Raw genomic sequence first — 13514 nt, 5'->3', positions numbered from 1 at the left:
TGGGGTGAGCGTCCATTGGCCTTGATTGTGTTAAAACCTAATGCTCAAGACACGAGCGTTGATGATATCAAAGCCATCGCCGAGAAAGCCGTAGAGCGGGGTATTATTCCGAAATATGGTGTGCCAAGTCAATTTAAGTTCGTCAATGAGCTACCAAAGACTTCTGTTGGTAAACATGACAAAAAAGTGATGCGTGAGATGTATGCTGATCAAACTGAGGTATAGGCTTAAAGTGGCTTAACTATTGAGCAGATAACTGGCTTAATAGTTGACCTTTATTGTTAGCTCTGCTACATTTTAAACCGATACGTAGTGTATCGGTTTTTTGTTCTATTAGAGATAGCTGGCAGGGATAGCCAATCTTTACTATGACATTATTAGACAATATTACATCGTATTACCCATCATTTATGCTAAGGACAGCTATTATGAGCGAGCAAACCGCCACTTCAGTGACCAACCAATCGCCAGAGCAAGCTCAGACTTCTCAAGCGTTATCTAATACCACTCAAACTTTTGCTGAGATTTATCAGTCTTCTATTGAAAATAAAGAGCAGTTTTGGGCAGAGCAAGCAAAGCGTATCTATTGGCATAAAGACCCTGAACAAATCCTTGATGACAGCAATCTGCCGTTTGCTAAGTGGTTCGTCGGCGGCGAGACCAATCTTTGCTATAACTGTGTGGATCGCCATCTTGCAGAACGTGCAGAACAGGACGCTTTTATCTGGCTGTCATCAGAGATTAACCAAGAGTTAATAGAAACCTTTCCTGCAGTCGTCGATGCGTTTAAAGACTTGGGTAATAACGTCGAGCTTTACACGGACTATACCAAACGTCGTCTGACCTATAATGACCTATATAAAGAAGTCAATTATTTTGCCGATGTGCTACAGCGTCATGGTATTGGCAAGGGCGATCGTGTCGTCATTTACATGCCGATGATTCTAGAAGCCGCTTATGCCATGTTGGCTTGCGCTCGTATCGGTGCGGTACATTCTGTGGTATTTGGTGGATTTGCGGCTCATAACTTAGCCATTCGTATGGATGATGCCGAAGCAAAAATGGTCATCACGGTGGATGCAGGTTTGCGTGGCGGTAAAGTTATTAATTATAAAAATCTTGTCAATCAAGGGGTCGAGCAAGCAACGGTTAAGCCCGAGCATGTATTGGTCATCAATCGTGGCATTTTACCATTTGAGCCAAAAAATATTGATGTTGATTATGCAACCCAGCGCCGTATCAGCTGTGAAGCCAATGCGATTGTCGAGCCAGTTTGGCTTGAGTCAAATACGCCATCATATTTACTTTATACCTCAGGCACTACGGGTACGCCAAAAGGCGTGCAACGTGATACAGGTGGTCACGCGGTTGCGTTAACGACGTCGATGGACTATATCTACGATGGCAAGGCGGGCGAGACATTTTGGGCGATATCAGATATCGGCTGGGCGGTTGGGCATTCTTACACCATTTACGCACCATTGCTGGCGGGCATGACGAGTGTGATGTATGAAGGTCTGCCGCATCGCCCAAACCCCGGTATCTGGTGGCGAATTGTCGAAGCAAACAAGGTCAATATTTTATTCACGGCACCAACGGGTGTCCGTATGCTGAAAAAACAAGATGAGACATGGATGACACGCTATGATGTCTCCAGCGTAAAATCCTTCTTTTTGGCAGGTGAACCACTGGATGAATCGACAGCCAATTGGCTGACTAAGCATTTAGGTGTGCCAATTTTAGACCATTATTGGCAAACAGAGTCTGGCTGGCCCATTCTAAGTAACACGCCCAAATTCAATCATAAGCCGCACAAGCAAGGCTCACCCGGTTATCCCATGTATGGTTATGATGCGCATGTCATTAATGAAGAAACAGGCGAACCTTGTAAAGCTGGCGAAAAAGGACTGCTCGCGATTCGTGCACCATTGCCGCCCGGTTGTCTGACCACGGTATGGCGAAATGACGAACGCTTTATTAGCAGTTATTTTGGTCTGTTTGATGGCAAGCAATATTCAACCTCAGACTATGCCGTGACTGATGAGGAAGGTTATTTTTATATCTTAGGGCGCACTGACGATGTGATTAACGTCGCCGGTCATCGTATTGGCACGCAAGAAATTGAAGAGGCGATTAGCACGCATCCAGAAATGGCAGAATGTGCGGTTGTGGGTATTCATGATGAATTGAAAGGAGAGTTGCCGATAGCTTTTTGTGTGCTGAGAGATCATGAACAAGTCACGACCACCGAAAATCGTTTCCGTATTGAGCAGCAGGTCATCGGTGCTGTGGTCAAATCCCTCGGTGGTATCGCAAGGCCAGCGGCAATTTATTTTCCGCAAGCGCTACCAAAAACGCGCTCTGGCAAAATCTTACGTCGAGCCATTCGTGCTCTAGCAGAAGGCAACGAAACAGGAGATATGTCAACGCTTGATAATCCAACAGCGATTGAGGCGATTAAGCAGTCTATGAAAGACTACTAATACGATGGCGTATTAATTGAAAAAAGCCATCTAACGTTAATATTGAAAAAAAGCTCATGCACAATCATGGGCTTTTTTGTTTTCAATTTAAGGCGTCTCTTCATTTTTATCACTACTTAGTCGCTTTCGCTCAAACTGAAAATATACCTTACATAAAGTTTTTTTCGTTAACATAAACTCAGATAAAATTTTGACAAAGCGCTTGACCCTAAAAATGGTTTATTGGTATAGTCAATAACGATACGAAATAAATCATTTTATAAATTACGTTTGATCGATAAAAGCTCATCATTTTTTCTCTCTTTTTGAATATTAAGACACCGTTAAAGGGTAGTCTCGCAAACAAGATAAGGATATCTTATGCACCACGTCAAGCAGCTCATCAATGGTCAATTTGTTGATTCTAATACCAGCGAATGGATTGATATCACCGATCCTGCCACGCAAGAAGTCATTGCTAAAGTTCCGCAAACTACTGACGATGAAATAAATCAAGCGGTCGCTGCTGCTCAAGCCGCTTTTCAAACGTGGCGCAAAACACCGATTACCACTCGTGCGCGTATCTTTTTAAAGTATCAGGCGCTGATTCGCGACCATATGGATGAATTAGCAGAGATCTTGACCGCAGAGCAGGGCAAGACTATTGCTGATGCACGCGGTGATGTGTTCCGTGGTTTAGAAGTGGTTGAGCATGCTGCTGGTATTGCCAATTTACAAATAGGCGACTTCGTTGAAAACGTCGCTTCAGGCGTCGATACTTACAGTATTTGGCAGCCACTTGGTGTCTGTGCAGGCATCACGCCATTTAACTTTCCAGCGATGATTCCACTGTGGATGTTCCCAATGGCGATTGCGACGGGCAATACTTTTATCCTAAAACCATCTGAACAAGATCCGATGGTGACCATGCGTTTGGTTGAACTGGCAATAGAAGCGGGCGTACCTGAAGGCGTGCTAAATGTCGTACATGGCGGCAAGGCGACCGTTGATGCCATTTGTGACCACCCAGATATTAAGGCTGTCTCATTTGTTGGTTCGACCAATGTCGGCAAACACGTTTATGAGCGTGCCAGTCAGTCAGGTAAGCGCGCACAGTGTATGATGGGCGCAAAAAACCATGGCGTTATCTTGCCGGATGCCAATAAAGAGCAAACGCTGAATCAGCTAGCAGGTGCTGCCTTTGGTGCTGCTGGTCAACGTTGTATGGCGCTATCGGTTGTAGTATTGGTCGGTGCTGCAGGTGAGTGGATTGATGATATCAAGGCCAAAGCAGAAGGTTTAATCGTCTCAGCTGGTAAGCATGATAAAGATTTGGGTCCCCTTATTTCTCCTGCCGCAAAAGCGCGTGTTGAGCATTTGATTGGCACAGGGGTAGAAGAAGGGGCGAGCTTGATACTTGATGGTCGCGGTATTACGGTTGAGGGCTATGAGAAGGGTAACTTCGTAGGACCGACTATCTTTGATAATGTTACTGCGGATATGCAAATCTATAAAGAAGAAATCTTTGGACCAGTCCTGTGTATCATGCGTGCCAATAGCTTAGATGAAGCGATTGAGCTACTCAATGCCAATCCGCATGGTAATGGTACGGCTATCTTTACTCAATCAGGGGCTGCGGCGCATAAATTCCAACAAGATATCCAAGTCGGTCAAATTGGTATTAACTTGCCGATTCCTGTGCCACTACCAATGTTCTCGTTTTCAGGCTCACGCGCTAGTAAGCTTGGTGATTTGGGTCCTTATGGTAAGCAGGCGGTGCAATTTTATACCCAAACCAAGACGGTTACGGCGCGCTGGTTTGATGATGAAGCAAGTCGCGGTGTTAATACGACTATTTCAATTTAACGCTGAATCACCTATATTTGCATTGACGCTTTAATACACTCTATTCAGCACAAGGATGACCCCATGGATTTTTCATTGACCGATGACCAAATTGCCTTTCGCCAAACTGCTAGACAGTTTGCACAAAAAGAGCTAAAGCCCAATGCCGCTGAATGGGATCGCACCTCACACTTCCCAATTGATGTGATTAAAAAATCAGGCGAGCTCGGCTTTTTAGGGTTATATACCAATCCTGACTATGATGGTTTGGGTCTGCCGCGTCTAGATTCTGCGATGGTGTTTGAGGAGCTGGCATGGGGTGATACGGCTATTGCTGCTTATATGAGCATTCATAACATGGCTGGCTGGATGATTGGCGAGTTTGGCAGTGATGCATTGTGCAAAAAATATTTGCCAAATATGGTTAGTGGTGAATGGCTGGGCAGTTATTGTCTGACAGAACCTAATGCCGGTTCTGATGCCGCATCACTGCGTACCAAAGCCGATAAGCAAGGTGATCATTACCTGCTTACAGGTGAAAAAACCTTTATCTCAGGCGCAGGCTCAACCGATGTGTTAGTGGTTATGGCACGTACGGGCGCTACAGGTCCAAAGGGGATTTCAGCATTCGTCGTTGATGCAGACAGTGCTGGTATCGAATACGGCAAAAACGAGCATAAAATGGGCTGGAAAGCACAGCCGACACGGACGATTAGCTTTAAAGACGTCAAAGTGCCAGTAGAAAACCTCATTGGCGAGGAAGGCCAAGGTTTTCGTATTGCCATGAAAGGGCTAGATGGCGGGCGGATTAATATTGGTGTCTGTGCAGTAGGTACTGCGCAAGCGGCGCTTGAGACAGCGACCAATTATGTACAAGAGCGCAGTCAGTTTGGCAGTCCGATTGCTAGCTTACAGTCAGTACAGTTTAAGCTTGCCGATATGCTGACCCAAACCATTACCGCAAGGCAAATGCTTTATTTAGCGGCGAGCAAAGTCGATAATAACGATGTTCAAGCCTCTACTTATTGTGCGATGGCAAAGCGTTTGTCTACTGACTTGTGTTTTGATGTCGCCAACGAAGCCTTACAGCTGCATGGTGGTTACGGCTATCTCAATGAGTATCCGCTTGAGCGTCATGTGCGAGATTTGCGTGTGCATCAAATTTTAGAAGGTACCAATGAGATTATGCGCGTGATTGTCTCGCGTCAGCTCTTACAAGATGATGCGTTAAGTCAGCTGCGTTAACCACTTTATATAAATAGATAGTTTGCCTATTCGAATGTATGGATAAAACAATTTTATAAAAAATTATAACAAGGATATTTCATGACGGATTATACCAACTTAAAACTATCGATTGATGGTCATACTGCAACGCTAACATTGAACAACCCACCTGCTCATACGTGGACGATGGGCAGTCTACAGGCGCTTAAGCAGCTGGTCACTGATCTCAATACCAATGATGATGTTTATGCGTTAATCGTCCATGGCGATGGCGAGAAGTTCTTTTCAGCGGGCGCTGATTTAAATAATTTTGCAGATGGCGATAAAGGTCGTGCGATCAGTATGGCGATAGCCTTTGGTGAAGCGTTTGAGGCACTGTCAGCCTATCGCGGTGTCAGTATCGCGGTTATCAATGGTTATGCGATGGGTGGTGGTCTTGAGTGCGCACTCGCTTGTGATATCCGTATCGCAGAAGCGCATGCGCAAATGGCATTGCCTGAGACTGGTGTGGGCTTATTGCCGTGTGCTGGTGGTACGCAAAATCTAACAGCTTTAGTAGGTGAAGGCTGGGCAAAGCGTATGATATTATGCGGTGAGCGTGTCGATGCCCAGACTGCACTACGCATTGGCTTAGTCGAAGAAGTTGCTATAAAAGGTGACGGTTTATTAGCAGCACAAGCACTAGCACAAAAAGTCGCTAAACAATCACCAGTTGCGGTCAGTTATTCCAAAACACTTATTCAAGCTGCTAGAAATACGCCACCTGCACAAAACCTTATCCATGAGCGTGAAGCCTTTGTTAAATTATTTGATACCAAAGATCAGCGTGAAGGCGTGCAAGCGTTCTTAGAGAAGCGCAAACCCACTTGGCAAAATAAATAAACGCCATAAAATCAAACTTAATGATACTATTTTTCTTTTAATATTTGTAGGTCACTTTTATGACAACAGCTATAGAAGGCACACCAGACGCGCCGGTATTATTCAACACTGAAGCGACAGATTGTGGTCATTTAATTGGGATAATGACGTTAAATATGCCAAAGTCTCTTAATGCGCTTAGCGTTGAGATGTGTCAATTGTTATCGCAGCAACTAGAGCAGTGGCAAGGTGATGAGCAAGTGGTGGCATTGCTATTAAAAGGCGCAGGCGATAAGGCGTTTTGTGCTGGCGGTGATATTCGTAAGCTTTATGACAGTATGTCTAGTGATGCACCGCTACCGAATCCTTACGCGACAGAATTTTTTGGTCATGAATATCGTCTTTATCGGCAGATGCACTTTTATTCTAAACCATTAATACTCTGGGGTGACGGTATTATCATGGGTGGCGGCATGGGCTTGATGGCAGGTTGTAGTCACCGCTTGGTCACAGAGCGCACGAGATTTGCCATGCCAGAAGTGACTATTGGGCTGTTCCCTGATGCTTCTGGCAGTTGGTTTTTGCAGCGTATGCCAGCTAAGACGGGCTTGTTCTTAGGGTTGACGGGCGCGATGTGTAATGGCAATGATGCGCTATTAGCCAATCTTGCAGAGTATCCCGTCGCCAGTAGTGACTATGATGCCGTCATACAAAGTTTAAAACAGAGTGATTGGCAGGTTGCCGCTAGTCGTACCGATAAATGCGATAACAATAGTGCTCATAGTATCGTTAGCCGTGTGCTTGCAGCGCAACCAATTGCCGAGTTGCCTGCTAGTAAATTGGCAATCCATTGGCAATCTATTCAGCAGTTGATGAACAGCGGCGGACTGGGTGATATCGATGCTTTATTACAAAGTGATGCGGCACTCGCAAAAATAGATACAGAGTTTGCCAATGATAGCTGGACGCAGCGAGCAATAGATACTTATCGCCATGGCTGTCCAGTTACCGCTGCTTTAACTTATGCGCTTTATTATAAAGTCACTGACTTATCACTAGAGCAAGTTCTGTATTTAGAAGCCAATGTAGCCGTACATTGTGCCGCCAATCCTGACTTTAAAGAAGGGGTACGTGCGCTGCTCATTGATAAAGATCGTAATCCACAGTGGTCACGCTCACTAGCAGACTGCTTGAGTAGCGAAGGGCAGGCGTACATACAGCAGCACTTTGTGAATCCTTATGCTAAAGATGAGCATCCGTTAGGCGATTGGTTGGGTGATGAGGCTTTAGGCAGTCAGTCTGTGCGTTAAAAATTGAATTTATCAATTCAATATAGACATCAAATTAAAATTACACTCCATTAAATAGTTTACAGCTATATGTGTAGCAACGCCTGCGCGCATGATTAATACTAACCATCAAGGAATGATGAGATGAATACAAAGGATGTAAATGCCACCGATAACGATACTACTAAGCCAAATATTGCTTTTATTGGGCTTGGTAATATGGGCGCACCAATGGCAGAGAACTTGTTAAAAGCAGGTTACCCGCTCTCGGTTTATGATTTATCCGCAGAAGCAACTGAGCGCTTGCAGCAAGCAGGTGCCAGTGTAGCAGACAGTCCTAAAGATGCTGCACGTCATGCACAGGTCGTTATCAGTATGTTGCCTGCTGGCAAGCACGTCCATTCTGTCTATTTAGGAGATAATGGCGCTGACGGTCTACTTGCAGAGTTACCACAGGGCACATTGGTGATTGACAGCAGTACCATTGCAGCGGCTGATGCAAGGTTGGTGGCAGAGGCGGCAAGTAAGCTTGGCATAGACTTCTTAGATGCCCCAGTCTCTGGTGGTACGGGCGGTGCTATCGCTGGTACGTTAACCTTTATAGTCGGTGGCAGCACTGATGCCTTTGCCAAAGCTGAGCCGATACTGGCTGTGATGGGTAAAAATATCTTTCATGCAGGCGAGCATGGCGCAGGACAAGTGGCAAAAATTTGCAACAATATGCTGTTAGGTATTTTGATGGCAGGGACGGCAGAGGCGATTAATCTAGGCGTCAAGAACGGCTTAGACCCCAAAGTGCTATCAGATATTATGCTGCAAAGCTCAGGGCGTAACTGGACACTAGAAGTCTATAACCCTTATCCGAAAGTCATGGAAAACGTTCCTTCTAGCAATGGCTATCAAGGCGGATTTATGAGTAAGCTCATGCAAAAGGATCTTAACCTTGCCATGCAGACCGCTGAAGATACTCATGTAGAGACGCCGATGGGCGCTAAAGCGACTGAGCTTTATGCTGCACATACTGTCGAGAATGGTGATAGAGATTTCTCAAGCATTATGGCGCGACACGACAGCTCTGTATTGACTTAAATTATCAAAGTACCTATGAAAAAGGTCTGCATTAGTATCTTAATGCAGACCTTTTTTTTGCTTATATTGCATCATCTAGCTGGGTAGGTCATAGACGAGAGACTGAATATCTTTCGCTGCTTTTTGCAGTCGTGGGACATGGGTTAAGAGATCATCTAAAGACACTCTTATGGTCGGTGCATGAAGATACAGCGAGGCAAGGTAGCGCGACTTTCTATCCCGTATCGGTACGGCGATTGCCACCATCTCAGAGATAAACTCTTCATTATCGATACCAATACCTGTTTCAGCGATACGATCAAGCTCAGCGTTTAGCGCATCGATATCGGTAATCGTATTTTTGGTAAACTTATCCAATGACAGGTTTTGCAGTATTTTGTCGCGGCTTGTGCGCGGCAACTGACTTAAATACAGCTTGCCAGTCGCTGTACACCACATGGGCGACTTTGCGCCCACTGGCAAATAAATCTGTATCGGCAATGTCGTATTTGCACGGTTGGTATAGATCATGTTCATCTGATAAGGCACACCGATCCCGCAGGTCTCTTTTAGCTCATCAACCAGCTTTTGCAAAATCATTTGTCGCTCATTAAAGAACAATCGCTGCTGCCAAAGCTCAACACCCAAGTTTCGTACTCGCTTGCCCGGTATAATACCGCCGCCAATATCCACAGTCACGAATCCTTCATCGAGCAGATTTTGAATCAATCGATGAATGGTCGGCTTTGGAATATCAAGCTCTTGCGATAGCTCAAGTGGCGAGAGCGGTTTTGAGGCATAAGACACCGCCTCGATAATCTCTAACACACGGGTAATCGACGATACTTTAGGCATATGAGTGGCTCAATAAGAATAAAAAGAATACAGTAGGAAATACAACAAGGCATTAACAGATAAAAGTAAATACGCAGCCTTGCGACAAATTTTCCTATTCTCTAATTTAGCATAATATCAAGCTTAGACAAGATCTAGTTACTTTATATGCCAATACTAAATGCATCCATACTAACGTCACACAGTCATACGACATTGAAATTTATACTAATGCTTTATTTTTCTGAAAAGTTTTCTAAAAGCAATAATTACTACACCAACTCACAAAATACAACAAACTGTAGTAATAAGCTATATAACTGTCATTGAGTTAAATAAATGGGTAGGTCATTATAATGACATATTTTGTAATATCCTTACATGAAGATTAAGCTAACCAATATTCATGTTTGCGCTGTTGAGTTACTTTAAGAGTATTGTGTAACAGAAAGTCGAAGTTTTGCGGATTGGTGTAGTAATTATTACAATATCTATGCAATCTTTACATAACGGCAAATAAAAAGCGCTCCTAGAGGGGTGACTTTTCCGGCCAAAATTGTTTTAATCTGCTCAACAAAATGATCGATTTAAAAAAAGCTAAATTGTCATTTTTTATGGGCGACTTATTCCACACTTTAGGAGAGTATTTATGAGACTTATTAAATTAACAGCAATTTCTGCTGCCGTTTTAGCGTCAACTGCTGCACTAGCTGCTGAACCTGTTATCGTTGTTGATGGTAACGATGCAGTTGTGTATGAAGCTGAGCCTGTTGCTGTTGCATATGAAGCTGAGCCTGTTGCTTATGCATACAATGCTGACGCTGGTATCGTTCGCAACACTACTGGTGCTGTTGTTGGTAGTACTAAGACTTTCTTCCAAACTGCTATCAACCCAGCTTCTGTTAGCGCTGAAGTTGGTACACTAGGTTATGGTGCTAACATCGGTTGGTCACTAAATGAGAAAACTGAATTACAAGCTGGTTGGGCAGGTGGCGATGTTGCTGACCTATTCGGCGGTGACTTTGACGCAAACGACGTAAACTATGACGTTGATTCTGACTTCAGCAACCCATACCTAGGTGTGCAATTACGTCCTACTGGTAACTGGTTTACAATGGGTGCTGGTATCATCGTACCTGACAACGACATCGACGTAACTGCTAATCCAGATGGCGGCGTATACAAAATTAACGATAGAACGTTTGTTGCTGATGGCGAAAACGGTGTAGGTTCTTTACAAGGTACTATGGAACATCGTAACAAACTAGCACCTTATGGTACTATCGGTTTCCGTCCTAACATCGGTAACAACTGGGGTGTATTCGGCGAAATCGGCGCAGCCTATATGGGTAAAACTAACGCGACTGTAAATGCAGTTGACCCAGAAAGAAATGTGAATATTGATAATGGTGTTACTCCAGGTGGTGTAGATTCAGGCTTAAATGCTGGTCAAGTTGCTAAACTTGCTGAGCGTGAGCTTGAAGATAAAGACTATCTTGAGTGGATGCCAATTGTTAAGCTTGGTGCAACTTACCGTTTCTAATCTAATCACAGTTTAAGTACTGTTATTAGAAGAAGAGCAAGAAAAAACGATCCTTTTTAGGGTCGTTTTTTTTGTCTGTGAAAGGGTAGTTGTTAGAATGAATAACAGGTGTAAATGGTCTAGAAGATAACGATGGTTTGTTGCGCTGACAATACCGCGATACGGTAATCGGACTTAATGTCTGCTATGACCATTAAAGATGAGGGTTCTTTAATAGCATGAATCAAATCAGCAATCAGGTAGGAATAATCTACTCCTAACCCTTGTGCCAGTTTGTATTGATGAATTTTGATAAAACTTTCTTTTATTTGCCACAGTAATTTAGCGATAATCTTACGCTGAAGTGGGGATAATGCTTGTAAAGCAGCCATTTCATGCTCAGAATAAAACCGCTGCGCTACGTGCCATGCTACATGATTGGTTTCAATATCAATACCAATGGGACGGTGACGACTAATGACCACGGTTACTTTACTGTTCAATGATGTATTGATTGTCTGAACGGTATTTTGATTAATATCATGATTCTTGCTGCCTGTATGACTAAAGCATACGTAATATTCACTGCTGCTAAGCCGATACGGGAAATTTGACTCATCCAGAGTATCGCGCAACTTTAGCTCACTCAGTAACTGTTGTAGCAATAATCGAACGCCTTTGCGTTGTAATTGACGTTGACGCTGCGCCATTTCACGTGTTGATAAACTTACTGGTGACAGGCGATAATGCCAATTAAGCTCATAAATTTTCTGAAAATCTACTTGCGATATATTGTTAGCGGATGACAACAGTAATTCATCCCACAGTCTTTTGAAGTTGAGGAATGAACGCTCGCTTACTTGTGCAGTGGCGCACCACGTTGCAGGATCGAGCTGGGTATATTGGACATGGGTCAGGTTTAAGATAGAGCTTGGCATCATTGATTATGTCTATTGGATTCGTTCGCTTAGTAATATGCAAAAAGCCCAGCGATATATTATTGCTGGGCTTTCAATTATAAAATATATTGAGCTTTATCGACTGTGATTGGTTTTACTGGTTTTAGTAAGACAGTTCAGCACGGCGATTTAGTGCATAAGCTTCTTCAGTATTACCAGCCGCAGCAGGGCGCTCTTCACCATAGCTGATGATGCGGATATTGTTTACTGCGACGCCTTGAGTAGCAAGGTAATCACGTGCTGCTGCAGCACGGCGCTCACCTAGTGCCATGTTGTATTCACGGCTACCACGATCATCAGTATTACCTGCGATAACAACGCTGGCTGCTGGATTTGAGTTGAGCAAGCTGGCATGTTGATTAAGAATGCTTGCTGCTTGTGAAGTAATTTCGCTGCTATCAAAAGCAAAGTAAACAACTGCCTGTAGGTTTTCTGCGCCCATAATAACCGCGCTTGAGTTATCTACGATGACTGCGCCAGTGTATCCAACTTGACCACCTGGGATACCTAGCGGGGCAACCACGACTTCCGAAGTAGCACGTTTGGTCGCACAACCTGTGGTTAGTGCCACAGCGCTTGATAATACAGCGAGGGCTGCGATCTTAGAAAAACTGGTTGACATAATGAGCTCCTAAAATTTTAATTAATTAAAATTGTTTTTTTTGAACTGCTTACGATAAAACTTAGGCAATTGCTATCTATCATATACTAAATGTTACTTTATGTAAGTAGTATTACTGTAAATAATGCTAGAATTTACAGATAGATATGAGATCCACTACCAGCGGTGCTTGCCCCAATTTTCAGGATTGGCCCAATAATCCGCATTTAACCAATTTGGCAGCTGTTTATAATCATATAAATTGAACTGCCAAAGTCTAGCGGACGCTGATGACTTTGCCGATAAAGGCTGCTCTGTCTGGTCAGTAGTATTCATCTCTAAAGTTGGCTCATTCAAGATATCAAAGGGGGTAAAGCCATAAGCTTTTAGATCTAGGGTGTCATCAAGTGCGATGAGTAGGTGTGCCGCATAAAGATCTCGATAGCGCATGAGCAGCGGAATATACTGCTGCAGCAACTCTGGTGAAAGTGTGGGCAACCAAAAACAGGCGAGCTCATAACGTTCAGGCAATTGTCGTTGATTGAGCTCTAATAATGTCGATATTTGTGGTGAGCGGGTATTTTTTAGCAGTGTCTTTAATGCTAACCGCGCATTTTGATCTGGGACGACCCACAGCAACTCAGTGTCATTATTAGTAGACTCAATCGTTGTGGATACGTTCGCTTGTATGGTTAGTGAGGGCAAAAGAGCCTCAACGTAATCTATCAGTAATGGTAACGTAATGTCTGAGCGACTGGTAGTTTGCTTTATCATATAATAGGCCGTTTATCGAGTATTGGTCATCAGTGACCCTATTAAATCATTTGGTGGTGTTCTAAAAAGTAT

The 13514-nt window shown here is 43.8% G+C and carries 12 protein-coding genes; 8 read left to right on the top strand and 4 right to left on the bottom strand.

Annotated features, from left to right (window positions below):
- The 7 genes from B2575_RS09905 to mmsB form a co-directional block, all read left to right on the top strand.
- On the top strand, window positions 1–225 hold a 225-nt coding region (locus B2575_RS09905), incomplete at its 5' end, for an AMP-binding enzyme (RefSeq protein ID WP_414707431.1).
- 203 nt (window positions 226–428) lie between these two features.
- Window positions 429–2483, top strand: coding sequence for a propionate--CoA ligase (locus B2575_RS09900; RefSeq protein ID WP_296241714.1), 2055 nt, complete (start codon window positions 429–431; stop codon window positions 2481–2483).
- Window positions 2484–2843: 360 nt separating this feature from the next.
- Window positions 2844–4328 carry a CoA-acylating methylmalonate-semialdehyde dehydrogenase gene (locus B2575_RS09895; RefSeq protein ID WP_201553935.1) on the top strand — a complete coding sequence of 495 codons (1485 nt, stop codon included), beginning with the start codon at window positions 2844–2846 and terminating at the stop codon, window positions 4326–4328.
- Window positions 4329–4391: 63 nt separating this feature from the next.
- Window positions 4392–5552: an acyl-CoA dehydrogenase family protein gene (locus B2575_RS09890; RefSeq protein WP_296241711.1), complete on the top strand. Its 1161-nt coding sequence runs from the start codon at window positions 4392–4394 to the stop codon at window positions 5550–5552.
- An 81-nt stretch (window positions 5553–5633) separates the two neighbouring features.
- Entirely contained in the window at window positions 5634–6416 is a 783-nt protein-coding gene (locus B2575_RS09885) for an enoyl-CoA hydratase (protein ID WP_201553923.1), read from the top strand.
- Window positions 6417–6475: 59 nt separating this feature from the next.
- Entirely contained in the window at window positions 6476–7705 is a 1230-nt protein-coding gene (locus tag B2575_RS09880) for an enoyl-CoA hydratase/isomerase family protein (RefSeq protein ID WP_201553921.1), read from the top strand.
- Between the two features lie 123 nt (window positions 7706–7828).
- Window positions 7829–8773 carry a 3-hydroxyisobutyrate dehydrogenase gene (mmsB, locus tag B2575_RS09875; protein ID WP_201553919.1) on the top strand — a complete coding sequence of 315 codons (945 nt, stop codon included), beginning with the start codon at window positions 7829–7831 and terminating at the stop codon, window positions 8771–8773.
- A gap of 75 nt (window positions 8774–8848) precedes the next feature.
- On the opposite strand, the gene B2575_RS09870 is transcribed toward mmsB, so the two are convergent.
- Window positions 8849–9607 carry an IclR family transcriptional regulator gene (locus B2575_RS09870; protein WP_045446365.1) on the bottom strand — a complete coding sequence of 253 codons (759 nt, stop codon included), beginning with the start codon at window positions 9605–9607 and terminating at the stop codon, window positions 8849–8851.
- 628 nt (window positions 9608–10235) lie between these two features.
- Here B2575_RS09870 and B2575_RS09865 point away from each other — a divergent pair.
- A complete protein-coding gene (locus tag B2575_RS09865; protein ID WP_296241699.1) occupies window positions 10236–11129 on the top strand; it encodes a hypothetical protein in 894 nt (297 codons plus the stop codon).
- A 119-nt stretch (window positions 11130–11248) separates the two neighbouring features.
- Here the strand turns inward: B2575_RS09865 and B2575_RS09860 are convergent, their stop codons facing one another.
- The 3 genes from B2575_RS09860 to B2575_RS09850 form a co-directional block, all read right to left on the bottom strand.
- Complete coding sequence (locus tag B2575_RS09860; RefSeq protein WP_201553911.1) at window positions 11249–12049, bottom strand: 4'-phosphopantetheinyl transferase superfamily protein; 801 nt, start codon at window positions 12047–12049, stop codon at window positions 11249–11251.
- Between the two features lie 121 nt (window positions 12050–12170).
- Window positions 12171–12689, bottom strand: a complete 519-nt coding sequence (gene pal, locus B2575_RS09855) for a peptidoglycan-associated lipoprotein Pal (RefSeq protein ID WP_055124946.1) — start codon at window positions 12687–12689, stop codon at window positions 12171–12173.
- A 156-nt stretch (window positions 12690–12845) separates the two neighbouring features.
- Window positions 12846–13442 (bottom strand): DUF6231 family protein, encoded by a 597-nt coding sequence (locus tag B2575_RS09850; protein ID WP_296241694.1) that lies wholly within the window; start codon window positions 13440–13442, stop codon window positions 12846–12848.
- Between the last annotated feature and the right edge of the window lie 72 nt (window positions 13443–13514).

The organism is Psychrobacter sp. UBA6739 (assembly GCF_002453835.1).
GTDB classification, from domain to species: domain Bacteria; phylum Pseudomonadota; class Gammaproteobacteria; order Pseudomonadales; family Moraxellaceae; genus Psychrobacter; species Psychrobacter immobilis_A.
This window is presented reverse-complemented; position numbering and strand designations above follow the sequence as displayed.